General features: G+C 73.4%; 12 protein-coding genes and 1 riboswitch. Of the genes, 7 read left to right on the top strand and 5 right to left on the bottom strand.

The window, feature by feature from the left end:
* Positions 1 to 9: 9 nt before the first annotated feature.
* The 5 genes from WH85_RS31960 to WH85_RS31940 all read right to left on the bottom strand — a co-directional run bounded on the left by WH85_RS31960 (position 10) and on the right by WH85_RS31940 (position 6,811).
* Entirely contained in the window at positions 10 to 1,065 is a 1,056-nt protein-coding gene (locus WH85_RS31960) for a cobalamin B12-binding domain-containing protein (RefSeq protein ID WP_045745786.1), read from the bottom strand.
* Positions 1,062 to 2,657 carry a SpoIIE family protein phosphatase gene (locus WH85_RS31955; RefSeq protein WP_045745785.1) on the bottom strand — a complete coding sequence of 532 codons (1,596 nt, stop codon included), beginning with the start codon at positions 2,655 to 2,657 and terminating at the stop codon, positions 1,062 to 1,064. Before WH85_RS31955 ends, WH85_RS31960 begins: the two co-directional genes overlap by 4 nt.
* Before the next feature lie 63 nt (positions 2,658 to 2,720).
* Positions 2,721 to 3,491 carry an exodeoxyribonuclease III gene (locus tag WH85_RS31950; protein WP_045745784.1) on the bottom strand — a complete coding sequence of 257 codons (771 nt, stop codon included), beginning with the start codon at positions 3,489 to 3,491 and terminating at the stop codon, positions 2,721 to 2,723.
* Positions 3,492 to 3,639: 148 nt separating this feature from the next.
* Positions 3,640 to 5,916 carry a putative bifunctional diguanylate cyclase/phosphodiesterase gene (locus WH85_RS31945; RefSeq protein ID WP_245674178.1) on the bottom strand — a complete coding sequence of 759 codons (2,277 nt, stop codon included), beginning with the start codon at positions 5,914 to 5,916 and terminating at the stop codon, positions 3,640 to 3,642.
* Positions 5,917 to 5,974: 58 nt separating this feature from the next.
* A complete protein-coding gene (locus WH85_RS31940) occupies positions 5,975 to 6,811 on the bottom strand; it encodes a universal stress protein (protein WP_052720964.1) in 837 nt (278 codons plus the stop codon).
* A 183-nt stretch (positions 6,812 to 6,994) separates the two neighbouring features.
* Here WH85_RS31940 and WH85_RS31935 point away from each other — a divergent pair, with 183 nt between their 5' ends.
* The 7 genes from WH85_RS31935 (at position 6,995) to WH85_RS31905 (ending at position 25,609) form a co-directional block, all read left to right on the top strand.
* Entirely contained in the window at positions 6,995 to 8,278 is a 1,284-nt protein-coding gene (locus tag WH85_RS31935; protein ID WP_045745782.1) for a citrate synthase, read from the top strand.
* Positions 8,279 to 8,383: 105 nt separating this feature from the next.
* Complete coding sequence (locus WH85_RS31930; protein WP_045745781.1) at positions 8,384 to 9,946, top strand: gluconokinase; 1,563 nt, start codon at positions 8,384 to 8,386, stop codon at positions 9,944 to 9,946.
* A gap of 92 nt (positions 9,947 to 10,038) precedes the next feature.
* Positions 10,039 to 10,169: riboswitch (cobalamin riboswitch) on the top strand.
* A gap of 10 nt (positions 10,170 to 10,179) precedes the next feature.
* On the top strand, positions 10,180 to 12,462 hold the full coding sequence (locus WH85_RS31925) for a VWA domain-containing protein (RefSeq protein ID WP_425394677.1): 2,283 nt from the start codon (positions 10,180 to 10,182) through the stop codon (positions 12,460 to 12,462).
* A gap of 222 nt (positions 12,463 to 12,684) precedes the next feature.
* Positions 12,685 to 13,284, top strand: a complete 600-nt coding sequence (gene cobO / locus WH85_RS31920) for a cob(I)yrinic acid a,c-diamide adenosyltransferase (RefSeq protein ID WP_045745779.1) — start codon at positions 12,685 to 12,687, stop codon at positions 13,282 to 13,284.
* A complete protein-coding gene (locus WH85_RS31915; RefSeq protein ID WP_045745778.1) occupies positions 13,278 to 14,630 on the top strand; it encodes a cobyrinic acid a,c-diamide synthase CobB in 1,353 nt (450 codons plus the stop codon). Before cobO ends, WH85_RS31915 begins: the two co-directional genes overlap by 7 nt.
* The gene (locus tag WH85_RS31910; RefSeq protein ID WP_045745777.1) at positions 14,621 to 15,037 is read left to right on the top strand and encodes a cobalamin biosynthesis protein; all 417 of its coding nucleotides are present in this window, start codon (positions 14,621 to 14,623) and stop codon (positions 15,035 to 15,037) included. Before WH85_RS31915 ends, WH85_RS31910 begins: the two co-directional genes overlap by 10 nt.
* Before the next feature lie 48 nt (positions 15,038 to 15,085).
* Entirely contained in the window at positions 15,086 to 25,609 is a 10,524-nt protein-coding gene (locus WH85_RS31905) for a beta strand repeat-containing protein (protein WP_045745776.1), read from the top strand.
* Positions 25,610 to 25,615: the final 6 nt, after the last annotated feature.

Genomic DNA, 25,615 nt, shown 5'->3' with positions numbered 1-25,615 from the left:
CCCGATGAATCAGCGGGAGAGAGTCGCCAAGCCCGCGTCGAGCATGGTCGTGGCCGTCGGGAAGTCGATCAGCTGGTCCTGGATCAGGCGCAGGCCCGCTTCGAGCGCGGCCGGCGGTACGTGGCGGGAGGCCAGCACCTCGGCGGTCCAGGAGGTGAAGTCGGTGAAGATCTGCGGGTCGCCGATGTAGAGGGCGGCCGCCAGGAAGTCGACGATGTGGCCCAGGTCCTCGGCGGTCGCGTCGGCCTGGTCGCGGGTGTACTGGTGGGCCTCGGGGTAGGTGGCGGCGAGGCGTTCCATCGCGGTGGCGATCAGGTGGGGGCGGGCCCGGACCAGGTGGGTGTACTCCTCGTCGCTGGGGGAGGCGAAGCCGTTCAGGTCGCCGAACGACGGGATGTCGGCGGCGCTCGACGCCGTCAACGTCACCAGGCGGTCGACGGCTTCCTCGCCGGTCGCCGCCCAGGCGTCCGCGCCCAGCAGTTGCGCCCAGCGGCCGTCCGGGCCGAAGCCGCGGCCGCCGGCGATCACCGGGATGCCGGCCGCGCGGCAGGCGGTGATGGCCGTGTGGGCGCGGGGCAGCCGGGTGGGGATCATGCAGCTCAGCGCGACCGCGTCGGGGCCGGTCTGGTGCAGGTGGGTGATCAGGTGGCGGCCGGGGACGCTCGCGCCGAGGAAGTCGACCCGCCAGCCGTCCAGGCGCAGCAGTTCGGCGAACATCCGGGCGGGCAGCCCGTGCCATTCGCCGTCGACGCAGGCCAGGGTGATGCGCCCGCGGTACGCCTGGGCGGGACTCAGCGCGCCCACGGTGGCCAGGGCGCGTTCGCTCACCGCGGTCGCCGCGTGTTCCCGGGCGATGGACCAGTCGTTGGCGGCCCACAGCTCGCCGACGCGGCGCTGGGCCGCGCCGATCAGGTCGACGATCACCCGGGCCGGGGGTACGCCGTCCGCGAGCAGCCCGGTGACCAGGGCGATCGCGGCTGCCTCGTCGCCGTCGCCGACCACGTGCAGGTAGCGGTCGGTGAGCACCGGATCGGGCAGGGAGAGTCGTTTCGTGGGCGTGGTCATGATCGGTTCCGGGATCGCCGGTCGTTCTGCCGCGCGCTGATCAGGTAGGGGGAGGTGTCGGAGGCGCCGCCGTCGCGCAGGCTCAGGTGGGGGCGGGCCGGGGCGCGGACGGCCAGCATGGCGATGTCGTCGCGGGCGCCGCCGTGGGTCCAGTCGGAGACGAGCTGGCGCAGGCGTTCCACGGCGACCGTGCCGGGCATGCCGCTGCATTCGGCGAGGGCGCGGCGCAGCCGGTGTTCACCGAACTGTTCGCCGCCGCTCGGGCCGCCGCGGGCCTCGGTGAGGCCGTCGCTGTAGAGCAGGCAGAGTTCGCCGGCGGCCAGTTCGACGGTGGCGGGCTGGACCCGGACGTCGCGGAGCACGCCGATCAGGGTGCCGCTGGTGGGCACCTCTTCGACGGTGCCGTCGCCGCGCAGCACGAGGGGCGCGGGGTGGCCGCCGGCGGCCAGGTCGAGGCGGACCCGGCCGTGGTCGATGCGGGTCACCGCGCCGGTCACCACGGTGACGAAGCGCCGTGCCCGGCCGCCGCTCATCAGCGCCGTGTTGAGTACGCGCAGCATGTCGACGGGGTCGGTGCCGACCAGGTGCAGGGCGCGCAGGGTCTGCCGGACCTTGCCGGTGAGCACGGCGGCCTCCGGCCCGGTGCCGCACACGTCGCCGAGGGCGAGGGCGGTCGGGCCGCCGTCGGTGAGCGGTTCGAAGACGTCGAAGAAGTCGCCGCCGATCCGCAGGGTGTCGCGGGCCGCCTGGTAGGACCCGGTCAGTTCGAAGCCCTCGGTGTCCGGGAGCACCGGCGGCAGCAGGTCGGCCTGCAGCACCTCGGTGGTGTCGACCTGCTCGCGGTAGAGCACGGCGGCGGCGATCGCCGCACCGGCCCGGGCCGCGAAGACGCGGGCGAGCGCCTCGTCGTCGGTGGTGAACGGGGTGCGCCGGACCAGGATCAGCGCCCCGGCCGGTTCGGCGTTGCCGGGCAGTGGCGTGACCAGCAGGCCGCCGACCGGTCCGAGGTCGGCCGGGAACAGCCATTCGGGGGCCTGCGCCGGGTCCAGCCAGCGGCTCGGGATGGGCGGGAAGCCACCGAGCGCCTCGGTCAGGCCGGGCACCTCCTCGAGCATCCGCTCGTGCAGGGTGCCCTCCTCGACCGGGCGGCCGGGGACGAACCGGGTCCAGGCGCTCTGCCGGCGCACGGACGGCAGGATCACCATGGCCGCGTCGGCGAGGTGACCGGCGGCGAGTTCGACGGTCGTCCGGACGCACCGGCGGATGTGCAGGGACGCGGAGAGCCGGCGGCCGGCTTCGGCCAGGAACGCGCTGCGGGACCGTTCGACCTCCAGCGCGGCGGTCCGTTCGGCCTCGTCGGTGTGGTCGCGCAGGAACCAGGCGTAGTGGTCGTCGTCGAGCCGGCGACGGAACCCCTGGATGTGCTCCCCGTGGAAGGAGGCACCGGTCAGGACGGGAGGCAGGTCGGGCAGGAGCGCCCGTGCCGTCTCGTTGGTGAACAGCACCTCACCGGACGCGGAGCACACCACCGTGGCTTCGGTGGACGCGTCGAGCACGGCCTGGAGCAGGCCTGGCGCGATGACGACGGTCATGCCTCTCCTCCTCTGCGGTCTCAGCCTACGTGCTTTTCCCAGCGAATCGGGCATCAGCGACGGTCAGGACAGGTCGACGATCACCGGAGCGTGATCGGAGGGGCCTTTGCCCTTGCGGGCTTCCCGGTCCACGTACGCGTCGGTCACGCGGTCGCGTACCGCGCTGTCGGCGTAGACCAGGTCGATCCGCATCCCCTTGTTCTGATGGAACATCCCGGCACGGTAGTCCCAGTAGGTGAAGGGACGGTCACCTTTGAGGGGGCGGGCCGGGACGTCGTCGAGTCCGAGCGCGCGCAGGGCGGCGAGCGCCTCTCGTTCCGGAGGGGTCACGTGCGTGGATCCGGCGAACACCGCCGGGTCCCAGACGTCCTCGTCGGTGGGGGCCACGTTGTAGTCGCCGGCGACCACGACCGGTCCCGCTGCCAGATCCGAGACCACACTGTCCCGCAGAGCGGCGAGCCAGCGCAGCTTGTAAGTATAGTGCGGATCCTCCGGAGTACGCCCGTTCGGCACATACACCGAGGTGAAGCGGATGCCGCCGCAGAGGGCGCTGACCGCCCGCGCCTCCGGTTCGGGGAACCCGGGCTCCCCGTCGAAACCGCGCCGCACGTCGTCGAGCCCGACCCGGGACAGCAGGGCGACCCCGTTCCAGCGGCCCTGCCCGTGGTGGGCGGTGGCGTAGCCCAGCGCGGCGACCTCGTCGACCGGGAACGCGTCCTGGGCCAGCTTGGTCTCCTGCAGGCAGACGACGTCCGGCGCGGTGGATCCGAGCCAGTCGAGCAGCCGGGGGAGGCGGGCCTTGACCGAGTTGACGTTCCAGGTGGCGAAGCGCATCACCCCAGGGTGACGCATGGGTGATTCAGCGGCGACGGGGGACCCGGGTGTCGCGGGTGGCGGCCGCCAGGGCCGCGGCCAGACCGGTCACCAGCAGCAGAAGCAGAAGCACCATGAGAGGTGTGGCCATCGCCGCATAATGCCCGACTCAGGCGCCGGACACCAGTCCCGTCCGGTCCGGTTTCGTGACCCGCCACCGCTCGGCGAACTCGGGTGCCGGGACCGCCTTGCCCCAGAGCCAGCCCTGGCCGTTCACCACGCCGACCGCGCCGAGCGCGTCCCGCTGCAGGGTGGTCTCGACGCCCTCGGCGATCACGCTGAGTCCCAGGGCGGTGCTCATCGCGACCACCGCGCGGACGATCTCGTCGTCCTCCACGTTGATGCCGAGCCCGATCACGAACGAGCGGTCGATCTTCACGCCGGTGACCGGGAAGCGGCGCAGGTAGCCGAGGGCGGAGAAACCGGTGCCGAAGTCGTCGACGAGCAGTTTGACGCCGAGTTCGCGGAGCTCGAAGAGGACCCGGGCGGTGAGGCTGGAGCCGTCGACCATCACCGACTCGGTCATCTCCAGGGCCACGCAGCGGGGCGGTACGCCGTACCGCATCATCTCGCCGGACACGATCAGGGGCAGGTCGGCGTCGGTGAGCTGCCGTGGCGAGACGTTGATGGAGAGGTAGAAGTCGTCGCCGACGGTGCCCTCCGAGCGCCAGACGCCCAGCTGGCGCAGGGCCTCCTTGCGGACCCAGGCGCCGATGCTGCCGATCAGCCCGGCGTCCTCGGCGATCGGGATGAACGTCATCGGCGGGATGGTGCCGCGTTCCGGGTGTTCCCAGCGGACCAGCGCCTCCGCGCCCACCGGCAGGCCGGTGTCCAGCCGGACGATCGGCTGGTACGCCACGTGCAGCTGCTCCTCGGTGAGCGCCACCCGCAGCGCCACCTCCAGTTCGATGCGTTCCCGGACCTGCGCGTGCATCGAGGTGTCGAAGATGATCGACCGGCCCGGCCCCTCGGCCTTGGCCCGGTACATCGCGGTGTCGGCGTCGCGCATCAGTGCCTCGGCGATCACCGGAGCCCCGACCGGGTCACCGCCGGCGTGCGCCAGCCCGATCGACGCGCTGATCACCACCTCGTGGTTGATCACCGGGAACGGGCGGGCGAAGCAGGTGCGGATGTCCTCGACCAGGCGCAGCGCGTCCGGTTTCTCCCCGACGTAGACCATCAGGAACTCGTCACCGCCGACCCGGCCGAGCGGGATCCGGGCCGGCACCGTGGTGCGCAGCCGGCGTCCGACATCGATCACCAGCTGGTCGCCGGTGTCGTGCCCCCACGAGTCGTTGACCCACTTGAAGCCGTCCAGGTCGAGCATGTAGACCCAGACCCGGTCCGGTCCGGCCGGGTCGATCGCCCGGACCAGGCGCTCGATCTTCGAGGTGATCGACTTGCGGTTCGGCATGCCGGTCAGCGGGTCGTGCATCGCCTGGTGCTCGCTGCGCAGCTGGGCGGCGACGTGCGCCCGGACCGCGGCGATCGCCCGGGCCAGCAGCAGGGCGACGACCAGCAGGCCGACCACCGCGATCAGGCCCTGTCTCCAGTCGTTGCGGGCCTCCGCCGCCAGCAGCACGAACGGCATGGTCAGCGCCGGGACGATCAGCGCCAGCCGGGGCCAGGACCAGGCCTGCACGGGCGGCCGGTCGGCCCGGCTCATCTCCAGCACCGACGGGTGCAGCGCGGCCACCCCGAGCGCCGTGTACGCGAGCAGGAACGGCACGTTGAGCAGCGGGGAGGCGTAGATGTGGCCGGAGGCGCCGGCGACCGCGTACACGGTGTCGCCGATCAGCATCATCGCCATCGTGCCGAGGACCGCGACCAGGCTGGCCGGCCAGGTCTTGGCGGTGAAGCTCAGGTTCACCACCAGCATCAGCACCAGCACGTCGAGCAGCGGGTAGGTGCCCTGGATGGCGGCGACCACGCCGGAGCGACCGGGCACCCCGGCGGCCGGGGCGGCCAGCAGCAGGGTGCTGGTCATGCCGGCGGACAGCGCCACCATCAGGCCGTCGAGCACGGCGTGCCGGTCCAGTCCCTGCCGGGCCCGGAGCAGGACCACCAGGAACGCGCCGAGTAGCAGGTAGCCGCTGAAGCTGGCCGCGTCGGCGAGCAGCGGCAGCGGCATCGGCTGGTCGGTGACCGCCGGCCGGATCAGGACGCCGACCAGGAAGAGCAGGGCCGACGCGCCCATCAGGAGCCAGGCGGCCGGCGGTTCGGCGCCCCAGTGCCGGGGGCCGCCGAAGCAGGCGCTGACGGTGGCCACGCCGAGCAGGACGAACGCGGTCGTACCGATCGACGACGACGGGAAGAGCGCGTAGACGACGGTGGCGGCGACGCCGCCCACGGCCTGGAGCTGCCACAACCGTCGGGCGAGTGCCACGGGTTCTTCCTCCCGCTTCAGCCCGGAATAGCTGTCGGGATCAACCGTAGCAAATCGGTCAGGTCGCGAGTCTCGGTTCGTGGAACTTCGGTGACCGTGGCACCCGGCGGGCCGGCACCCGCGCACTGTGCACGAAGACCGCCGGGCACAGTCCACGGCGCAGCACCGCGCTCGCGACGGCACCGAGCCGTCCGGAAGCGGTCAGACCTCGAGGTCCGAGAATGATCAGACCCGCGCGGCGCGAGGCCGCGATCAGGGTGGCCGGTGCCGAGCCGGTCAGCACCATCCGGCGTACGCTCGGAAGCTCCGCGACCGCCGCGATGGCCTCGTCGAGCACCCGGTGCCCGGCGGCCTCCTGCCCGTCGTCGAGGACCACGTGCACCGCGTGCACGGCGACCCCGCGCCGCCGCGACTCCTCCGCTGCGAACCGCAGAGCCAGCACCGAGTACGCCGAGCCGTCGACCGCGGCCACCACCGGCCCGGACGGCGGGCGGGCCGTCCGCGTCACCAGCACCGGGCACCACGCCTGGGCCGCCACCTCCGGGGTGATCACCATCCGCCCGGCGCCCAGCACGATCAGCGAGGCGTGCCGGCTCAGGCGCAACAGCACCCGTCCGGCCGGTCCATCCACCAGTTGGCCGCGCGCATCCACGCCGGGTGTGGAACGCTGGGCCGTGACGACCGCCTCCTCGACGACACGCGAGGCGGCCCGGCGAGCCGGGGCGTAATCGGCGCCGGCGGCTCCGGACCGGGGATCGGGCCAGGTGAAAGCGTGCACGACCTTGAGTACCCGACCGCGGGAGCCGGCCTCCCGCGCGGCCAGCCGCACGGCGGCCAGGCCGGCCGTGGTCCCGTCGACACCGGCCACCACGGGTCCCTGCGCCGGGATCTGCATCGGTTCGACCTCCGCTCGGCGTAACAGAGTCGCAATATACCGACCATTGTCTATGGTGCAACGGTCCATACGTACTGGTGACCAATGCCTCAACAGCCAGGCACCTGATGACCCATTCAGGTTGAGGGTTTACGGTGAACGGCAAAATATTCGAGACATCTGCCGGTGAAGTGAGGGAAATACATGACGGATGTCAAGCTCGACCATCCTGGTGGCCAGCTGTCGATGTCGGTACGCAAGGCCGTCGACGGACCGGGCGGCATCGACGTCAGTGCTCTGCTCAAGGAGACCGGCTTCGTCACCCTCGATCAGGGCTTCGTGAACACCGCGTCGACGACCTCGGCGATCACATACATCGATGGTGACCAGGGGATCCTCCGCTACCGCGGATACCCCATCGAGCAACTCGCGGAGAAGTCCACCTTCCTCGAGGTGTCCTACCTGCTGATGAACGGCGAGCTGCCCACGGCCGCCCAGCTGCGGGAGTTCGCCGACCGGATCCGGGTGCACACCCTGCTCCAGGAGGAGATGCGCACCTTCTTCTCCAGTTTCCCGCGGGACGCGCACCCGATGGCCGTGCTCTCCTCGGCGGTCACCGCGCTGTCCACGTTCTACCAGGACGCCCTCGACCCGCTGGACGCCGAGCAGGTCGACATCTCCGCGATCCGCCTGATGGCGAAACTTCCGACGATCGCCGCCTACGCCTACAAGAAGTCCATCGGCCACCCGCTGCCGTACCCGGACAACTCGCTGGACTACGTGCAGAACTTCCTGCGGCTCACGTTCGGCCTGCCCACCGTGGGCTACGACGTGGACCCGAAGGTCGCGAAGATCCTCGACATGCTGTTCATCCTGCACGCCGACCACGAGCAGAACTGCTCCACGTCGAGCGTGCGGCTGGTCGGCTCGTCGCAGGCCAACCTGTTCGCGTCGGTCTCGGCCGGCATCAACGCCCTCTCCGGCCCGCTGCACGGCGGCGCCAACGCGGCGGTCCTCGAGATGCTCGAGCAGATCCGCAAGGACGGCGGAGACGTCAACTCGTTCGTCACTCGCGTGAAGAACAAGGAGAAAGGCGTCAAACTGATGGGCTTCGGCCACCGGGTCTACAAGAATTACGACCCGCGCGCCGCCATCGTCAAGAAGGCCGCCCAGGAGATGCTCTCCACCCTGGACAAGCCGGACCCGCTGCTGGAGATCGCCTTCAAGCTCGAGGAGATCGCCCTCTCCGACGAGTACTTCATCTCCCGCAAGCTCTACCCGAACGTCGACTTCTACACGGGCCTCATCTACAAGGCGATGGGTTTCCCGACCAAGATGTTCACCGTTCTCTTCGCCATCGGCCGTCTCCCGGGCTGGATCGCCCAGTACCAGGAGATGATGCTCGACCCGGCTAACAAGATCGGTCGCCCGCGGCAGATCTACACCGGTGCTCCGGTGCGCGATTTCGTGCCGCTGGATCAGCGCTGACCGTCGTATTTCGTACGCATTTCGAGAGCGCCCCGCCGGCTTCGTGCCGGTGGGGCGCTCTCGTGTCGGGGTATGAGGGTCCGCAGACATCGGAGAGGGGCATGCATGGACGTCGTGATCGGCATCGACACCGGGACCACCGCTACCAAGGGGGTGGCCGCCACCACGACCGGTGAACTCCGGGCACTGGCCAGCGTCCACTACCCGCTGTCGGTCCCCGGGCCCGGCCGCGCCGAACTCGACCCGGCCGCCCTGGTCGACGCCGCCCTGCAGGCGCTGACCGATGTGGCCCACCAGTGCCGGGAGCGCGGCGACCGGGTGGCGGGTGTCGCCCTCAGCTCGTTCCTGCACGCGCTGGTCCCGATGGACGATGCCGGGCGGGCACTGGGACCCGTCGTCACCTGGGCGGACAATCGTTCCGCCGCGCAGAGCCGCCGGATCGCGGCGGACGGGGCGGGGGCGGCGCTGCAGGCGCGTACCGGTACGCCGGTCCACCCGATGTCCCCGCTCACCAAACTCGCCTGGTGGTCCGAGACCGATCCCGATCAGCTGCGCGACACCCCGCGCTGGGGCGGGGTGAAGGAGCTGATCGTCGCGGCGCTCACCGGCGGTCCCTTCCTCGTCGACCTGTCGGTCGCCTCGGGCACCGGCCTCTACGACATCCACGCACGGCAGTGGGACCCCACGGCCGTCAAGATCGCGGGGGTACGCGCGGAGCAACTCGCCGAGGTCGTCCCCACCACGTCCCGGCTGACCCTGTCCACCGCGGTGACCACCGCCGCGGGCCTGCCACCCGGCACCCCACTGATCATCGGTGCCGCCGACGGCCCGCTCGCCAACCTCGGCGTGGGCGCGACCCCGCCCGGCGTGGCAGCGGTCTCGCTGGGCACGTCCGGTGCACTGCGGACCGTGGTCGACCGCCCGGCCGCCGACGAGGCCGGGCGCCTCTTCTGCTACGCGCTGACCGAGGACCGCTGGGTCGTGGGGGGAGCGGTCAACAACGCCGGGTCGGTGGTGCGCTGGGCCGCCCAGTCCCTGACCGGTGTCCCGGACCCCGACGGCTCCTCCCCGGTGGACCCGGCCGACGGCCTCGACGCGGAGCTGCTCGCCGAGGCCGCCACGATCCCGGCCGGCAGCGACGGACTGCTCTGCCTGCCGTACTTCCTGGGCGAACGGGCTCCGTGGTGGCGCCCCGGCATGCGCGGCGCCTACCTCGGCCTGCGCCGCGAACACCACCGCGCCCACCTGGTCCGCGCCGCGGTGGAGGGCGTCTGCCAGCAGCTGGCCCTGGTCCGTGACTCCTTCGAGGCCGAGGGTGTCGCCCTCACCGAGATCCGGGCCACCGGCGGCGCCGCGGCCTCCGCGCTGTGGGTGGCGACCCTGGCCGGCACGCTCGACCTCCCGGTGTCGGTGGCGGACATCCCCGAGGGCACCGCCCTGGGCACCTGCCTGCTGGCCTGGCACGCCCTCGGCGAGTTGCCCGACCTGGACCGGGCCGCCGCCCTGGTGCCGACCGGCGAGACGACCCGGCCCGACCCGCGGGACGCCGCGCTCTACCGGCGCCTGCGCCCACTGGTGGAACGCTCCGCGCTGGCCGTCCTCGACGTGGTGACCGAACTCGACGAACTGGCGCCCGAGCCCCTGCCCGGGACGGAGAAGGCCGTCTGACCTCCGGGGCCGGTGTGAGGGATGTCCTGCGGGCGGGGGCCGCGTTGACGGTTCCACCCCGGGTAGGAAAGAGTGGCCGGGAGCGGTAGCGGAGGAACCCGGTGCGAATCCGGGGCGGTCCCGCCACTGTGACCGGGGAGCGACCTGCCGGCAGAGACGCCACGACCTGCAACGGCGGGCCGGAAGGCGGAGCGGGGAGCGTCGATCCGGGAGTCAGGAGACTCCGGCCGCTCGTGCCACCGTCGCGCGGGCGTGGATACCCGCCGGAAGGGAACCCCGTGACTGTTCCGTACCCGTTCTCGGCCGTGGTCGGCCTGGACGATCTGCGGCTCGCCCTCCTCCTCACCTCCGTGTCGCCGGCCGTCGGCGGCGTGCTGGTCCGCGGCGAGAAGGGCACCGCCAAGAGCACCGTCGTCCGCGCGCTGGCCGGCCTGCTGCCACCGGTCACCGTGGTGCAGGGCTGCCGGTTCGCGTGTGATCCGCAGGCGCCCGACCCGGACTGCCCGGACGGCCCGCACCCGGACGGCGGACCCGACAAGGACCGCCCGGCGAACCTGGTGGAACTGCCGGTCGGCGCCACCGAGGACCGGGTGGTGGGCACACTCGACCTGCAGCGCGCGCTCAGCGACGGGGTGAAGGCCTACGAGCCCGGCCTGCTGGCCGCCGCGCACCGCGGCGTGCTCTACGTCGACGAGGTGAACCTGCTCCCCGACCACCTGGTGGACCTGCTGCTGGACGCGGCCGCGATGGGACGCGCCCACGTCGAACGCGACGGGGTCAGCGTCAAACACGCGGCCCGGTTCCTGCTCGTCGGCACGATGAACCCGGAGGAGGGCGAGCCCCGCCCGCAGCTGGTGGACCGGTTCGGCCTGGTGGTGAACGTGGCGGCGCCCCGCGACGCGGTGCAGCGTGCCGAGGTGGTGCGGCGGCGGCTGGCGTACGAGGCGGATCCGGCCGGGTTCGCGTCCCGGTTCTCCGCGGACGAGCGACGCTACGCGGCCCGGATCGCGGAGGCCCGTGCCCGGCTGCCGCTGGTGACCCTGCCCGACGAGGAACTGGACCGGATCGCCCGGGTCTGCCTCGCCTATGGCGTGGACGGGATGCGGGCCGACATCGTGGTGGCGCGGTGCGCGGTGGCACTGGCCGCCTGGCACGGCCGGGACACGGTGACGGCCGAGGACGTGGCGGGCGCGGCGCGGCTGGCCCTGCCGCACCGGCGGCGCACCGACCCGCTCGACCCGCCGGGCACCGACGAGGAACGGCTCGAGGAGGCGCTGGCCGAGGCCGAGCGTCAGGCCGAGCAGGAGCGCGCATCGCAGGATCAGGCCGATCGGGACCCGGACGGCGGTCCCGACGGTGACGGTCCCGATGGTGACGGTGACGGTCCTCCGGGGGGCGGTGAGCCGCGAGGTCCGCGTGACGGCGGCGGGCCGCAGGGCGGTTCCCACCCCGGCGACGGTACGCAGGGGAGCACCGCGACTGACGACCCGGCGGATCCGGGGCCGGACCCGGCGAGCGGGCAGCCGCAGACCTCGGGGGCGATGGCGAGCGCCGGGGCGGCGTACCGTACCCGGACCCTGCGGATCTCGGCCCGCGGCGAGGGGGGACATGCCGGACGGCGGTCGCCGGCGTTCGCGCGCCGGGGCCGTGTCGTCGGGAGTCGCGTTCCGGCGGGGAAGCCGGCCGGGGCGCCGCATCTGACGGCGACGCTGATGGCGGCTCTGGAACGGGCCGCCGCGGGCGCCGACGCCGCGCCGGGACGATCCGTCACGCCGGGAGGATCCGTCACGCCGGGACCTTCTGGGGAGCCGGGACGATCCGTGGTGCCGGGACGTTTCGGGACGCCGGGACTGCCTGTGCGGACGGGACCGGTCGTGCGGGTCGAGCCCCGCGACCTCCGGGAATCCGTGCACGTCGGCCGGGAGGCGAACCTGGTGCTGTTCGTCGTGGACGCGTCCGGATCGATGGCGGCCCGTAAGCGGATGACCCTGGTGAAGACCGCGGTGCTGTCGTTGCTGCGGGACGCCTACCAGCGACGGGACCGGATCGGCATGATCACGTTCCGGGGTGCGGACGCCGAGGTGGTGCTCCCGCCCACGTCCAGTCACGAGGTCGGCGTGATGCGGCTGGCCGCGCTGCGGACCGGCGGGCGCACACCGCTGGCGGCCGGACTCCGTGCCGCCGCGGCCACGATCGCCACCGAGCGCCGCCGGGACCCGCGACGCCGGCCGCTGCTGGTGCTGGTCACCGACGGCCGGGCGACCAGCGGGCCGGACCCGGTGGGTCTAGCGCCGCTGCTCAGCGGTGTCTCGGCGGTCGTCGTCGACTGCGAGTCCGGTCCGATCCGGATCGGTCGTGCCCGTCGGCTGGCCGCCGCGCTGCGGGCCGACGTGATGCCCCTGGAGCAGTTGCAGGCCGCGACCGTTCTCGGTGGGCGTGCCGCGGCCGGCTCTCCGTCCGGAGCCGGCTCCACGGCCGGTGTCGCGGGCGACCGGGCTTACCGCCGGGCGGCGTGATCCACCGGTTCTGAAGCCGCCGGCCACGGAGAGTCCCCGGTCGCCGCGGTGCGCCACCGCCGCCGGGCCGGGCCACCGCCGCCGGGCCGGGCCACCGCCGGTGGGTGGGTGGCATGAGCCGGGCCGTGCGTGATCGCCGCGGGTCCCGGGACGACCGGTATTCGGCGGGAACGGATCCGTGCGTACCCCACATGAATTCGATCTTGGAGAGGGCGAGCGAGCATGCCGCAAGGGAAAGTCACCACTGTTCCGGACGACGGACTGACGACGCGGCAGCGACGCCGGCAGGCGGTGTTCGCCGTGCACACCGGGCCGGGCAAGGGCAAGTCGACGGCCGCGTTCGGGATGGCGCTGCGCGCGTGGAGCGCGGGGTGGCCGGTCGGCGTCTTCCAGTTCGTGAAGTCGCAGAAGTGGAAGGTCGGCGAGGAGACCGCGCTGAAGGCCCTGAACGGGGTCAACGGTACGCCGGTCACCTGGCACAAGATGGGCGAAGGATGGTCCTGGATCCAGCGGGCCGGCACCGAGCGTGACCACGCCGCCGAGGCCGCCGAGGGCTGGGAACAGATCAAGCGGGACCTGGCCGCCGAGACGCACAGGTTCTACGTGCTCGACGAGTTCACCTATCCGATGAAGTGGGGCTGGGTCGACGTCGCCGAGGTGATCTCGGTGATCCGGGACCGCCCCGGCACGCAGCACGTGGTGATCACCGGACGGGACGCTCACCCGGACCTGATCGAGGCCGCCGATCTGGTCACCGAGATGACCAAGATCAAGCACCCGATGGACGCCGGCCGCAAGGGACAGCAGGGCATCGAATGGTGAGCATCCCCCGGGTGGTGATCGCCGCGCCGGCGTCCGGGCACGGCAAGACCACGGTGGCCACCGGCCTGCTCGCCGCGTTCGCCCGGCGGGGCATGACGGTGGCGCCGTTCAAGGTCGGGCCGGACTACATCGACCCGGGCTACCACGCGCTGGCCGCAGGCCGTCCGGGACGCAACCTGGATCCGGTGATGGTCGGCGAGGAGACCGTCGGCCCGCTGTTCGCGCACGGTGCGGCGGGCGCCGGCATCGCGATCGTCGAGGGCGTGATGGGCCTCTACGACGGCCGGACCGGCGCCGGCGAGCAGGGCTCCACCGCGCAGGTCGCCGAGCTGCTGCAGGCCCCGGTGATCCTGGTGGTGGACGCCGCCGCGCAGGGCCGTTCGGTGGCCGCGCTGGTGCACGGTTTCCGCAGCTTCGGCACGGTCCGGCTGGCCGGGGTGATCCTGAACCGGGTCGGGTCGGACCGTCACGAGCAGATCCTGCGGGACGCCTGCGAAGAGGTCGGCACGCCCGTGCTGGGGGCGATGCGCCGGGCAGACGCGGTCGCCGCGCCGTCCCGCCACCTCGGTCTGGTGCCCGCGGCCGAGCGCCGGACCGAGGCGCTGGCCTCGGTCGACGCCCTCGCGTCGCTGGTCGCGTCGTCGATCGACCTCGATGCAGTGGCGGCGGTGGCCCGGTCGGCGCCGCCGCTCGACGTCACCCCGTGGAGTCCGGTCGCCGAGGAGCCGGCGCAGGGCGCTCCGGTGGTCGCGCTCGCCGGTGGTCCGGCTTTCTCCTTCGCGTACGCGGAAACGGCGGAACTCCTCGCCGGCGCCGGAGCGACGGTGGTGACCGTGGACCCGTTGCACGACACCGCGTTGCCGGAAGGGACCCGGGCGCTCGTGGTCGGCGGCGGTTTCCCCGAGGTGTACGCCTCCGAACTGTCCGCCAACGATCATTTGCGGACGGCGGTGCGGGAGTTCGCGTCGGCGGGCGGGCTGATCTCGGCGGAGTGCGCGGGGCTGCTGTGGCTGTGCCGGACGCTGGACGGCGCGCCGATGTGCGGTGTCCTCGACGCGGAGGCCGCCATGACGCCGTCGCTGACGTTGGGCTACCGGGATGCGGTGGCGCTGAGTGACAGTCCCCTGGCGCCGGCGGGTTACCGGGTGACCGGCCACGAGTTCCACCGGACCGTGGTGCATCCGCGGTCGGGGGTGCTGCTGTCGCCGGCCGGCGGTGCGGCGTGGGCGTGGCGGGGCGCCGATCCGGAGGGTTTCGCGGGTCCGGCGGTGCACGCGTCGTACCTGCATCTGCACTGGGCGGGGCATCCGCAGATGGCGGCCCGTCTGGTCGGGGCTTGTTCCTAGGCCTGGGCGCCCGGGCCGGCACCTGCCGGGCGGACCTGTCCGCGGCGGTGGCGGCGGCGCTGCGGACGGCCGGGCTCGCCCCGGAGGCGGTCACGGTGCTGGCGACGCTCGACCGGCGGGCGGCGGAGGAGCCGGTGCGGCTGCTCGCCCGGGAGCTCGGCTGGCGCCTGGTGGGGTATCCGGCCGCCGCGCTGGGCGGCCGGACGGTGCCGGGCCCGAGCGCCGCGGTCCTGGCCGCGGTCGGAACGCCGTCGGTGGCCGAAGCCGCGGCGTTACGGGCCGCCGGGGTGCAAAGTCGGCTGATTCTACCCAAACAGGTCTTTGCTCGGGTGACCGTTGCGATCGCCATACCTCGTCCGGGTGGCGATCCGACCATTTGCGAGAAACATTCGGAAAGTCGGACCTGACCCGTTCCCGGCCGTGAGAATCGGCTCGTGCTCTCGTCTCGGAGGGACGTGCGCCGGTGGGTCGCGATCGTGGTCGTCGCCGCGGTCGCCGTCGCCACCAGCGGCAGGTCCGCAGTGCTGGCCGCGTCCAACAGCTACGCCACGTCCGCCCAGGCGTTACGGCTGAGCCTGAACGTGCTCAACGGCGTGGTGCCGCTGACCCTGAACAGTCCGAACGCCGCACAGACCTGGGTGGACGGCGGCCCCACCGCCACCCAGTCGGTAGCCAACGGCGGGCTGAACGCGCTCGGCGTCTCGGTGCTGAACCTCGGCGCGGTCACCGCCACCGCCGGGCCGGCCACCAGCGGCGGCGGGGGCCGGGCCCAGGCCGACGTGGCCGGGCTGGGGCTGCTCGGGGCGGCCGGCATCAGCACCGGCGCGATCAAGACGAGTTGCGTGGTCAACTCCTCCGGGATAACCACCACCGTCGACATCGCCAACCTGAAGCTCGGCGGCTCGCCGATCCTCAACCCGGACGCCAACCTCAAGCTGAACCTGCCCGGCCTGGCGTCGGTGACCATCGACAAGCGGACCGCGACCTGGAACACCAGCACCGGCAAGTTCGACTACAACGTCCGCGCGCTCGACGTCGGCCTGCTCAACGGCGCCCTCGGTGTGATCGCCAACGGCAGCGTGGTGGTCGCCGAGTCGGTCTGCTCCGGCACGATCAAACTGGGCACGATCACCACCACGCCGGTCGCGCTGGCGCCGGGCGAATCGGGCACCGCCACCGTCACGGTGACCAACGTCGGCGACACCGGTGCGCAGAACACCACCGTGAAGATCCCGCAGCCGCCGGCCACGTACGTCGTCGACCTGCCGACCAGCACCGGCGGCGGGACGTGCAGCACGGCGGATCCGGCGTACATCGTCTGCACCGGGGTGACCGTGCCCGGCACCGGCAACGCGAAGATCTCGCTCCCGGTCCGGCTCAAGGCGTCGGCGGCCTCGAACACCGCCGCCTGGGCCCCGGCCGTCGGCACGATCAGTGGCACCAGCGTGCCGGTGCCGCAGGCCCCGACGGCGACCATGGAGATCACCGGCGGCGGCACGCTCGCCACCGGGCTGGCCCGCAAGTCGCTCTCCGGGACGGTCACCACGACCCCGGTCACCCTGCCGGCCGGCAAGATCGTCACGCCGCGGCTGACGGTCGCCAACGCCGGTCCGTCGGACGCCCTCACCACCATCACGATCCCGCTGACCAGTCTCCCGGCCGGTGTCACCGTCGAGTCGGCGACCGCGGGCGGCACGGCGTGCACCGTCACCGGGTCGATCGTCTGTTCCGGGATCACCGTGCCGGGCGGCGGGTCGGTCGCCGTCGACCTCAGCACCTCCGCCTCCCTCGCCGCCGCCGTCAACGCCACCTGGGACGTCTCCGGGGTGACCGCACCGCTCAACGGCACCGCGGTGACCGGTGCGGGCCGGCTGCTCACCATCGGGTACCCGGACGTCAACCTCACCGGCGGCGTCACGATCACCCCGGCCACCGCGACACCCGGCGGCGCGCCGGCCACCGCCACGATCCAGGTGGCCAACTCCGGCGCCGCGGCGTCCCAATCGACCACCATCACGATCCCGGCGCCGCCGAGCGGGTACACCGTCGGCACGGTCACCAGTACGAACGGCGGCACCTGCGTCACCGCCACGTCCGGCGTCACCACGTGCACCGGGGTGACGGTGCCGGCCGGCAAGTCGACCACGATCTCGGTGCCGGTCACCCTCGCCTCCGGGGCCACCGCCACCTGGGCCGCCGCCACCGGCACCCCGGTCACCGCGACGGCCGGCCCGGCCGGCGGCACCGCCACCGGCACGATCGTCACGCCCGCCCCGCGGTACACCCTGGGCGTCACCGCGGACGTCCCGGCCGAGGGCACCGTCAGCCCCGGGCAGACCGCGTCGGTCACCGCGAAGGTCTACAACCAGGGGCCGTCCGACGCCAAGCAGGGCAAGTTCGTGGTGGTCGCGCCGAACAACACCTCGTTCGGTCCGCTGACCGGCACCGCCGCGACGCTGTGCAGCACCACCCTGCTGAACCTGCAGCTGAACTGCGCCGCGGACATCCCCGCGGACGGCACCGGCGTGAGCCTGACCCTGCCACTGGTGGTGTCACCGCTGGCGGACCCGTCCACCCCGGTCACCGGCGGCTGCTTCAGCGTGGACGGCGACAGCGCCTGCGGGGCCTCACCGGACGTCAAGATCCCGGCGATCGTGCTGCGCAGCGGCCTGGCCACCCGGCTGAGCACCACGTTCACCCCGGCCACCATCACGCCCGGCGCGACCGGCACCGGCACGCTCACGCTGACCTCCAGCAAGGCCGAGACGGCGCTGAACGCGGCGATCTCGACGCTGCTGCTGCCGTCCGGCTTCACGATCACCTCGGCGACCGTGCCCGGCGGCACCTGCGTCACCGGCGGTACCGCGCTCACCTGCACCGGCATCACCCTGGCCGCCGGCGTCGGCAAGGACATCGCCGTCAGGATCACGGTGGATCCGGCCACCATCGCGCCCAAGGCCTGGGCGCCGAGCGTGACCCTCACGACCGCCAACGAGACGACCCTGGCGGCCGGTCCGCTGGCCGGCACCGGCACGGTCAGCTACACCCTGGCGGCCACCGCCACCGCGCCCGCCGACGGCACGGTCGAGCCGGGCGGCGACACCACGATGACGTTCGGCGTCACCAACAGCGGCCCGTCGAACGCCCCGCTGGCCACGTTCAGCGTGGTAGCGCCGGTCGGCACCAGCTTCGGCACGCTCACCGGCCAGGCGGCCACCGTCTGCAAGCTGAGCATCGGCTCGATGCTGCTCTGCTCGGCGAACCTGCCGGCGAACGCCACCACCGGCACCCTCACCGTCCCGCTGAAGGTCGCCGCCAACGCCGACGTGGACAAGGCGGTCACCGGCGGTTGCGTGGACGTCAACGGCATCCCGGGCTGTGACAGCGCCGACCGGGCCATCCCGGCGTTCACGTTGCGGGTGCCGTTCGCCGCGCAGGCCGCGCTCTCCGCCGACCGTGCCGACGTCACGCCCGGCAGCACCGCCACCGCCACCGTGCACGTGACCGCGCCCCGCAACGAGCTGACCGGCACGGCGCTGACCGTGCCGCTGGCGGCCCTGCCGGCCGGTCTCACCGCGACCGCCGTGACCGGCCCGTCCGGGGCCTCCTGCGCGCTCACCGCGTCGCAGGCCGGCTGCTCCGGCCTGACGATCGCCAAGGGCGCCTCCGCCGACGTCACACTCACCGTGGCCGCCGCGTCGTCGGCCGCGACCGGCACGTCGTGGACCGCCGCCGGCGTCACCGTCGCCGCCGGCGGCCAGTCGATCACCAGCAGCCCGGAGCTGGCCCGGGTCACCGGCGCCAAGCCGAACCTGGACGCCTCGCTCAGCCTGAACGTGGGCAGCCTGCTGCCCGGCGGCGGCGGGCTGCTCGGCGTCAACCTGGTCAACACCGGCCCGTCCGACGCGACGAACACGCCGGTCAACGTGATCGCCCCGCTCGGCACCACGATCGGGACGCTGACCGGGGCCACGGCCGGCGCCTGCACGGTGGCGGCGAGCACCACCCTGGCGTCCTGCACCGTCAACCTGGCCGCCGGCGACCCGGCGCTGTCCCTGAGCGTCCCGCTGCAGGTCGGCCTGAACGTGCTGCCCGGCAAAGCGGTCACCAGCGGCTGCGTCGACCTGGACGCGGACGGCGCCTGCACCGCCGCGGTCGACAAGCTGATCCCGAACCTGACGGTCGCCGTGCCGCTGCAGCTGCGGACCACGGTCACCACCACGCCGGCCCGGATCAAGCCGGGTCAGGACGGCGACGCCAAGGTCACGCTGACCTCGACCGGCGCCGAGAGCGGCCTCACCGTGACCGTGCCGACCACCGGCATGCCGGCCGGCGCCTCGGTGACCGCCGCGAGCGTGCCGACCGGCACCTGCACCCTGGGCAGCCCGGTCACCTGCACCGGGATCTCCCTCACCGCGGGTACGCCGACCGCCGTCACCCTGAAGGTGGCCTCCGCGTCGAGCGGCTCGGCCGGGCTGTGGACCGCGGTCGGCATCGGGGTGAAGAACGCCACCGAGAGCGCCGTCGCCGCCGGTCCGCTGGCCGTGGTCGAGCCGCCGGTGAGCACCCTGACCGGTGCCGTCACCGTCCCGGCGAGCGGCACCGTCGGCCTCGGCGGGGTGGCGGACCTGGCCGTCGACGTGACCAACACCGGACCCTCGGACGCCAAGCCGGCGGTCTTCACCGTCACCGCCCCGCTCGGCACCACCCTCGGGACCGTCCCGTCCGGCTGTCTCAACGCGCTCGGCCTGGCCGCGGTCTGCTCCATGCCGCTGGCCGCCGGGGCGAGCACCGGCCCGCTGACCTTCCCGGTCAACGTCCCGGCCGGCGCCGACCCGTTCACCGCGCTGACCGGCGGCTGCGTCAGCCTGGACGGGGTGGCCGGCTGCGGGACCGGTGACAAGGTCATCCCGGACATCTCGCTGGCGGTGCCGCTGGAACGGGCGCTGACCGTGCAGGCCGACCCGGTCACCGTGGTGCCGGGCCGCAGCGACGACGCCACGCTCCGACTGACCGGCGGCAAGACGCCGCTGGACGACCTGGTGGTGACCGTCCCGGTGAGCGGGCTGCCCAGCGGCCTCACGCTGGACGCGGTCACCCCGGACTCGGGCAGCTGCCTGCAGGCGGCGGCCGGTCTGCCGTACGTGTGCACCGGCGTCGACGTGGCGTCCGGCACGGTCGCCCCGATCAAGCTGGATCTGACCGCCGACCCGGGCGCCACCCCCGGCGGGGTGTGGAACGCGGCCGGCATCACCACCGGGCTCGGCGCCGACCTGCTGACCACCACCAAGCAGCTGGCGACCGTCGGCCTGCCCGACATCGACCTGGTCCCGGTGGTGACCACGCCCGGCCCGATCGACCCCGGCAAGACCGGCACGCTGGGCGTCACCCTGACCAACGACGGCGACTCGAACGCGGTCGGCGTCGCCGTCGGGGTGATCCCGCCGGTCGGCGTCACCGTCGGCGCCCCGCCGGCCGGCTGCGCCGCGAACGCCGGCACCGGCGGCCTGACCTGCGTCACCGACCTGCTCGCCGGCGCGACCGGCGCGGTCACCTCGATCCCGCTGGTGGTGGACCCGGGCGCCAGTCCCGGCAAGACCCTGACCGGCGGTTGCGTCGACCTGGACAACGACGGGCACTGCCTGGCCCCGCCGGACGTGACGATCGGCCCGATCGCCGTCAGCACGCCGTTCGACCGGCAGGTCAGCGTGCACACCGCGCCGGTCACCATCGCGCCCGGTGACACCGGCACCGCCGGTCTCCTGATCGACGCCCTGCAGGGGCAGAGCCAGCCGCTGTCGATCACCGTTCCGGTCGGCAACCTGCCGCCCACCATGCAGATCGGCACCCCGACGGTGGACCAGGGCGGCACCTGCGTCACCGGCACCGGCACGATCACCTGTTCCGGCATCGACCTGAGCGCGCCCGGCGTCGCCACGGTGTCGATCCCGGTCACCGTGGACGCGGCCGCCCCCACCGACCAGGTCTGGGGCGTCACCGGCTCGCAGGTCCTGAACGCCCTGAGCGAGGCGGTCGGCGGCAGCGGCGTGCTGGTCAACACCGGCGTCGTGCCGTACCTGCTGGGCGCGCTGGTGGACGTGCCCGCCGACGACACCGTGCTGCCCGGCACGACCGCGCTGGTCAAGGCGGTCGTCGACAACACCGGCACCGGACTTGCCGACGCCGTCCCGGTCACCGCCCTCGCCCCGGCCGGCACCACGTTCGACCCGAACGCCCTCCCGGCCGGCTGCACCTCGCTCACCAGCACCGCGCTGAGCTGCGGGATCACCCTGAACACGGGCGACTCCGCCACGCTGAACCTGCCGATCGCCGTGCCGAACCCGGCGCCCGCGTCCACCATCACCGGCGGCTGCCTGGACCTGGGCGGCGACGGCAAGTGCGACCCGGCCGACGTGAAGATCGGCGACTTCGACCTGCGTGAGCCGCTGACCGACGTCCTCTCGCTGGTCTCGGCGGCCCCGGCCACGATCACCCCGGGAAAGACCGGCATCGCGTCCGTGCAGCTCGGCACCACCCTCGACCGCGACGACCTGAAGCTCACCGTCGACCCGGCCGGGCTGCCGGGCGGCCTCGCGGTCACCGCGGCGACCGTGGCCGGGGCCGGGTGTACCGTCACCGCCGGTGCGGTCTCCTGCCCGGACGTGGACATCGCCGGCGGTGACATCGCGAAGCTGAACCTGACCCTGGCCGCCGACCCGGCCGCCCACCCCGGCGACACCTGGGCCCCGGCGATCACGCTGGCCCAGGGCCTCACCGACACCACCGTGCTGAAGAACCTGGTCGCCACGGTCGGCGCGGCCGACAACGGCAGCGGCCTGTCCGTGCCGGTGACCGTGCCGGCCGACGGTACGGTGCTGCCCGGCACCAGTGCCGACCTGCGGATCAGCATGATCAACCCGGGGCCGTCGCTGCTGCCGCACGCCCTGGCCGCGATCAAGGCGCCGGACGGCACCACCTTCGGCGTCCTGGACGCGCCCGCCTCCGGCCTGTGCGCCAAGGACTCGTCCACGCTGGTCACCTGCGTCACCGATCTGGCCGTCGGCGCGCTGCCGTTCCGGCTGCCGCTGGACATCCCGGCGACCACCACACCCGGCTCGACCATCAGCGGCGGCTGCCTCGACCTGAACGTCGACGGCGTCTGCGGCTCGCCGGACACCCCGCTGCCCGCGTTCGACCTGGGCAAGCCGTTCGGCGCCCAGGCCCAGGTCAGCCTGGAACCGGGCACGATCGTCCCGGGCGGTACCGGCACCGGCGTGCTCCGGCTGACCGCCGACCGGGCCCTCAGCGGGCTGACCGCCACCGTCCCGCTCACCGGTCTGCCCACCGGGCTCACGGTGACCGGCGCGACCGGCCCGGCCGGCTCGATCTGCACCCTGGCCGGCGCGATCGTCTGCACCGGCGTGACCGCGCCGAACGCCACCACCGACCTGGTCACGGTGGCGCTGAAAGCCGCGTCGTCGATGCCCGGCGACGTGGCCTGGACCCCGCCGGCGGTGACCGTCACCAACGCGGCCGGCGACGTCGCCGAGACCGTCGGCACGCTGATCCGGACCGGGACGCCGGTCTCCGACCTGAAATACGCCATCACCGCCCCGGCCGGCACGATCGCCCCCGGTGGCACGGCGGCGCTCACCGTCGGCGTGACCAACGCCGGCCCGTCCGACGCCCTCGCCGCGGTCACCCGCATCAAGGCGCCGGCCGGCACCACCTTCGGCGACCTGACCGGCACCACCGCCCAGGACTGCGCCACCGTCGGCGTCACCCAGCTGGACTGCACGGTGAACCTGGCACCCGGCGCCCCGGCACTGCAGTGGCAGCTCCCGGTGCAGGTCCCGGCGAACGCCGACCCGGACACCGACCTCTCCGGTGGGTGCGTCGACACCAACCGGGACTCGACCTGCGGGGCGGGCGAGACGCTGCTGCCCACCCTGCACCTCACCCCGACCCTGGCGCAGGGGCTGACCGTCACGGTGCCGAACCCGCCGACGATCCAGCCCGGGCGTACCGGCAGCGTCGGGGTGGACCTGACCGCCACCCGGGCCCGGACCGGTCTGGCGGTGAGCGTGCCGCTGGTGTCGCTGCCGGCCGGCATGGCGATCACCGGCGCCCAGGCACCCGGCGCGGTGTGCGGCCTGGACCTGGTGACGGTGACGTGCACCGGTGTGGACGTGAAAGCCGGCGGCACCACCACGGTCACCCTGAACACCACGGTGCTGGGCACGGCGGCGCCGGGGGACACCTGGACGCCGACCGCCACGGTCACCGAGGGGCTGCAGTCGGTGTCGCGGACACTCACCGCCGCCACCATCGGCGATGCGGACACCGACGTCACGGTCGACGTGACCGCCCCGCTCGCCGGCCTGCTGAACCCGGGGGACGCCGGTGAACTCGCGGTGACCGTGGCCAACGCGGGGAGCTCCACCGCCCACGACGTCACCTACACCTTCCTGGCCCCGGCCGGCGCCGTCTTCACCCCGCCGGCCGGCACCACCGCCTCGCTCTGCGCGGTCGGCGCGTCCGGCGCCGCCACGACCTGCACCGTGGACGTCGGCGGCAACGCCAAGGTGCGCCTGCCGCTGCCGTTCGCCGTCTCGCCCACCGCCGACCCGCGGATCCCGCTCACCGGCGGGTGCGTGGACCTCGACGAGGACAGCGCCTGCACGCTCGCGGACACCGCCATCCCGGTCGTCACGCTCGCCGTCCCGCTGCTCGGCCGGCTCACCGTCGACGGCGTCCCGGCGACGGTCGTCCCCGGGCGCAGCGGCACCGGCGTGATCCGGGTGACCAGCACCGGCGCGCTGACGGCGGCGACCATCGCGATCCCGCTGACCGGCCTGCCCAGCGGAGTCACCGTCACCGCCGCCGGCGGACCGGAGGGCTCCGCCTGCGTGCTGACCCCGGCCCTGGTCACCTGCACGGGCATCGACCTGGCCGCCGGGAAGAACAACGCCGTCTCGGTGATCACCCAGGTGGCCGGCACGGTGGCCCCGGGCGTGACCTGGACGCCGTCCGGCATCACGGTCACCGCCGGCGGACAGGTCGTCACCGGCAGCGCCGCGCTGACCACGGTGGCCGACCGGTCGTCGAAGGTGACCTGGACGATCACCGGCACCGGCGGGACCGCCACACCGGGCGCGACGAAGACGATCACCGCGACCGCGACCAACTACGGTCCCTCGGACGCCCGCGACGGCAAGGTGACGGTGGTGGCACCGACCAGCACCACGTTCGGCGCCCTCACCGGCACGATCGCGCAGTACTGCCAGGCCGTACCCGGGAACCGGCTGTTGACCTGCGCGTACAACCTGGACGTCGGCTCCTCGGTGAGCTGGGCCCTGCCGCTGGTGGTCGACCCGACCCTGGAGGAGGGCGTCGAGATCGGTGACGGCTGCCTCTCCACCGACGGCAACACCACCTGCGACCAGGGCGACACCGGGTTCGGCCGGACCACCGTCGACCAGCCGCTGCGGGAGAAGGCGACGCTCACGCTGACCCCGGCGGTGGTCAAGCCGGGCGGCAAGGGCACCGCCAAGGTGACCATGAGCACGACCACCGGGTTCAGCAGCCTCAGCCTGACCGTCCCGCTGACCACCCTGCCCGCCGAGATCAGCCTGACCAGTGCGGCGATCGGCGGCGACACCTGCACGATCGCCAAGGACGCGGTCCGCTGCACCCGGATCGCGCTGGCCGCCGGCACCCCGCGCACCCTCAACCTGGGCGTGACGCTCGCCAGGAGCACCGAGAACAGCGAGGACCCGCCGACCTGGCAGGTCACCGGCGTCACCCTGGTCGAACCCGCCGACCCGGCCGACCAGGTCACCGTCGCCGGCGTGCTGGTCAGCACGGACCGGACGAGCACCGCGGTCAGCGTCGCCGTCGGGGCGCCCTCGGTGGCCACGCCGGCCCGCGGGGAGACGACCGTCCTGCCGATCACCCTGTCCAACTCCGGAACGGGGGCGGCGGTGGCGTACCCGGTGACCGCGGTCCTGCCTCAGGGCACCACACGCGGGACCCTGCCGGCCGGGTGCACCGCGGGAAGCACCGCCCGGATCGTCACCTGCACGGTGAACGTCGCGGCCGGCGGCACCACCAGGATCGCGCTGCCGGTGGTGGTCGGCACCGGCGCGACGCCGGGCAGCACGCTCAGCGGTGGCTGTCTCGACTCCGCGCTCGCCACCGGCACCCCGGTCTTCGACCTGGCCTGCGGCGGGAAGACCGACGTGGCGCTGCCCAGCCTCAAGGTCAAGCAGTTCCCGGTGGACCTGAGCCTGCAGTACTCCGGCGGCACGGTGTCCGCGACCAACGGCGGGTCGGTGCTGCTGCGCGTCGACTACGGCAACAAGGGCACCCAGACCGCCAAGGACGTCGAGTTCCTGCTCGTCCCGCCGGCCGCCACCACCGTGCAGCGCGTCGAGATCGTCGGGGACACCGACGAGAGCACCGCGAGCATCGCGTCGGCCACCACCGCCACCTGTACGGCGGCGACCGACGTGGCGGCCGGCGCGGTGCGCTGCGTGGGCCCCGACTCGGCGGCCGAGAGCGGCAGCCAGCTGCTGGTCACCCTCAAGGTGGGCACGGTGGAGAAGGCCGGCGTGCACGCCCTGAAGATCACCGTCAGCACGGTGGACGACGACGGCAACGCCGCGGACAACGCCCTCGAGGTGCCGATGAGGCTGGCCGCCGCGGACAGCGACGACGAGACCGCCGGCGAGGACGAGGACGACGGCGGCAGCACCGACGAGAGCGACGGGACCGGCAGCGACGACGCGTCGCTGGCCACCACCGGCGCCAAGGTCACCGGAATGGCGACCCTGGCGGTCCTGGCACTGGCCGGCGGCGCGGGCATCCTGCTCCTGGTCCGCGGCAACGACCCGCTGACCGTCTCGGACAACAGGTTCCGGCACGCCCGCGACCCGCAGACCCGGTTCCGGCACGCCGCCCGCCGCACCCGGCGATGACGACCC

It is taken from the genome of Actinoplanes rectilineatus (assembly GCF_000962825.1).
Classification (GTDB): Bacteria; Actinomycetota; Actinomycetes; order Mycobacteriales; family Micromonosporaceae; genus Actinoplanes; species Actinoplanes rectilineatus.
The sequence above is the reverse complement of the archived record's forward strand: the minus strand, read 5'-3'. Positions and strand labels throughout refer to the sequence as shown.

Excerpts from the sequence above, each read along its gene's own strand:
- WH85_RS31935 (WP_045745782.1), top strand. The coding sequence starts at position 6,995 with ATGACGGATGTCAAGCTCGACCATCCTGGTGGCCAGCTGTCGATGTCG.
- cobO (WP_045745779.1), top strand. The coding sequence starts at position 12,685 with ATGCCGCAAGGGAAAGTCACCACTGTTCCGGACGACGGACTGACGACG.
- WH85_RS31915 (WP_045745778.1), top strand. The coding sequence starts at position 13,278 with ATGGTGAGCATCCCCCGGGTGGTGATCGCCGCGCCGGCGTCCGGGCAC.
- WH85_RS31940 (WP_052720964.1), bottom strand. The coding sequence starts at position 6,811 with ATGCAGATCCCGGCGCAGGGACCCGTGGTGGCCGGTGTCGACGGGACC.
- WH85_RS31930 (WP_045745781.1), top strand. The coding sequence starts at position 8,384 with ATGGACGTCGTGATCGGCATCGACACCGGGACCACCGCTACCAAGGGG.
- WH85_RS31955 (WP_045745785.1), bottom strand. The coding sequence starts at position 2,657 with ATGACCGTCGTCATCGCGCCAGGCCTGCTCCAGGCCGTGCTCGACGCG.
- WH85_RS31960 (WP_045745786.1), bottom strand. The coding sequence starts at position 1,065 with ATGACCACGCCCACGAAACGACTCTCCCTGCCCGATCCGGTGCTCACC.
- WH85_RS31950 (WP_045745784.1), bottom strand. The coding sequence starts at position 3,491 with ATGCGCTTCGCCACCTGGAACGTCAACTCGGTCAAGGCCCGCCTCCCC.